Origin of the sequence: Nonomuraea lactucae (assembly GCF_003313395.1) — a bacterium.
Taxonomy (GTDB): Bacteria; Actinomycetota; Actinomycetes; order Streptosporangiales; family Streptosporangiaceae; genus Nonomuraea; species Nonomuraea lactucae.
In genome coordinates this window covers 1-2040 of record NZ_QNFZ01000586.1, presented here as the reverse complement: position 1 = coordinate 2040, position 2040 = coordinate 1, and the positions used below count along the sequence as shown (strand labels likewise).

Annotated in this window: 2 protein-coding genes; both read left to right on the top strand. The window is 74.9% G+C overall.

All coding sequences use genetic code 11. The features are described from left to right. The first annotated feature begins 255 nt into the window (after positions 1 to 255). Positions 256 to 1422: an MFS transporter gene (locus DQW85_RS23880; RefSeq protein ID WP_113702296.1), complete on the top strand. Its 1167-nt coding sequence runs from the start codon at positions 256 to 258 to the stop codon at positions 1420 to 1422. Positions 1423 to 1447: 25 nt separating this feature from the next. Continuing rightward, positions 1448 to 1918 (top strand): ribonuclease E activity regulator RraA, encoded by a 471-nt coding sequence (gene rraA, locus DQW85_RS23875; protein WP_113702295.1) that lies wholly within the window; start codon positions 1448 to 1450, stop codon positions 1916 to 1918. Positions 1919 to 2040 lie beyond the last annotated feature (122 nt).

Sequence of the window (2040 nt, the reverse complement as noted above, 5' to 3'; positions counted from 1 at the left end):
CGTCGCGCGCTGGGTCGTCGCGCCAGGGGTCGTCGCGCCGGGCACGACTGGGGCCTCGCCGACGGGCTGGGGTCCGCCGGGCTCGACGACCCCGCCCCGTGCCGCGGGTCCTGGCCACCCCGCCCCGCTCCCCCGGCGGCACCCTGCGGTAACTTGTGACTGTAATTCGTCATAAGCGGAACGTGATGGGACAAATGGTGAGTCGTCCCTGCCTGTCAGCCCGACCCGCCGTCCACCGCGTCCGCGACAGCGCCGATGCCTGAAGTCCGGCGTCGGCGCGGCACGGCGGTGCTGCTGGCGCACGCCGTGGGCACGCAGGCCCTCACGTTCGTGCTGCGCCCGACCATGTCGTACCGGGCGATCGAGCTCGACGTCCCGGCCGCCTGGCTGGGCGTGCTGGGGGCGTGCTTCGCCATCGCGCCGCTGGTGCTCGCCCTGCCCGCCGGTCACGCCGCCGACCGGTACGGCGAGCGGCGGGTGGCCGTGGCCGGGGCCGCCCTGTTCGCGGCGTCCAGCGTGGCGTTCCTGGTGGCCGGGCAGAGCGTGGCGGGGCTCGTCGTCGCCGGCGTCCTGCTCGGCACCGGGCACCTGGGGTGCGTCATCGCCCAGCAGGCGCTGGTGGCCAACACCACCGAACGCGGCGACTACGACGCCGCCTTCGGCCGCTACACCTTCGCCGCCTCCCTCGGCCAGGCCGCCGGCCCCGTCCTCATCGCGGCTTTCGGCGGCGGGCAGGCCATCCCGGACACCGACGGCGTCTTCCGGTGGAGCTGTTTCCTCAGCGTCGTCCTCATCGTGCTGTCGGCGCTGTTCAGCAGCAGCCCGCGCCGGATCGCGCAGGAGAGCGACGCCGGGGAGGGGCTGCGGTCGCTGCTGCGGCTGCCGGGCATCGCCCGCGCCCTGGTGACCAGCTGTGTCGTGCTGGCCGCGGTCGACATCACCCTGGTGTACCTTCCCGCGCTGGGCGCCGAACGCGGGCTCGCCTCGGGCACCGTGGGCCTGCTGCTGGCGATCCGCGGGGTGGCGTCCATGGTCTCGCGCTTCTTCCTCGGCAGCCTGTCACGGGCCGCCGGCCGCCGCAGGCTCCTGATCGTCAGCACCGTCGCGGCGGCCCTGGCTCTGGCGCTCGTACCGCTGCCGTGGCCGCTGTGGCTCCTCGCCGCGTTGCTGTTCGTGGTCGGGTTCGGGCTCGGCGTGGGCCAGCCGCTGACCATGTCGTGGCTCGCCGAGGCCGCGCCGCCCGGCCTGCGGGGCCGGGCCATGTCGCTGCGGCTCGTCGGCAACCGCACCGGTCAGGTGCTCATCCCCGGGGCCGCCGGGCTGGTGGCGGCGGGCCTGGGGGTGGCGGGGGTGCTCTGGGTGACGGCGCTCGGGCTCGGCTGGGTGGGTGTCGCCGCGCGCGGGCTTCCGGTAGACCAGTGATCCACCCCTTGAGGAGGTTTCCATCATGACGACCGTGACCGCGGACCTGTACGACGAGCGTGGCGACGAGCTCGACTCCTGCGACCTGCAGCTCCGCCAGTACGGCGGGCGCCGCGCCTTCCAGGGGGCCATCGCCACGGTCCGCTGCCACCAGGACAACGCGCTGGTGAAGGGCATCCTGTCCGAACCCGGTGCCGGTCGCGTCCTGGTCGTGGACGGCGGCGGCTCGCTGCACACCGCGCTGATGGGCGACGTCATCGCGGGCCTCGCCGTGGGCAACGGTTGGTCCGGGGTGGTGGTCAACGGCGCCGTACGGGACGTCGCCGCCCTGGCCGGGCTGGACCTGGGCGTCAAGGCGTTGGGCTCCAACCCGCGCAAGAGCGCCAAGGAAGGGGCCGGGGAGCGGGACGTCCCGGTGACGTTCGGCGGGGTGACCTTCCTCCCGGGTGCCACGCTGTTCAGCGACGACGACGGGATCCTCGTCACCAGAACCTGACCCGCGACGGCGACCGCGTCAGGGCGGGCCGCGCGGCCGTGCCGGTCAGGCCGTGCGGCGGGGTCCTCCGTCGGAGGGCTCCAGAGTCGCGCGGGCGACGGCGCCGGCCTCGGGCCCCGCCT

Excerpts from the sequence above, each read along its gene's own strand:
- rraA (WP_113702295.1), top strand. The coding sequence starts at position 1,448 with ATGACGACCGTGACCGCGGACCTGTACGACGAGCGTGGCGACGAGCTC.
- DQW85_RS23880 (WP_113702296.1), top strand. The coding sequence starts at position 256 with ATGCCTGAAGTCCGGCGTCGGCGCGGCACGGCGGTGCTGCTGGCGCAC.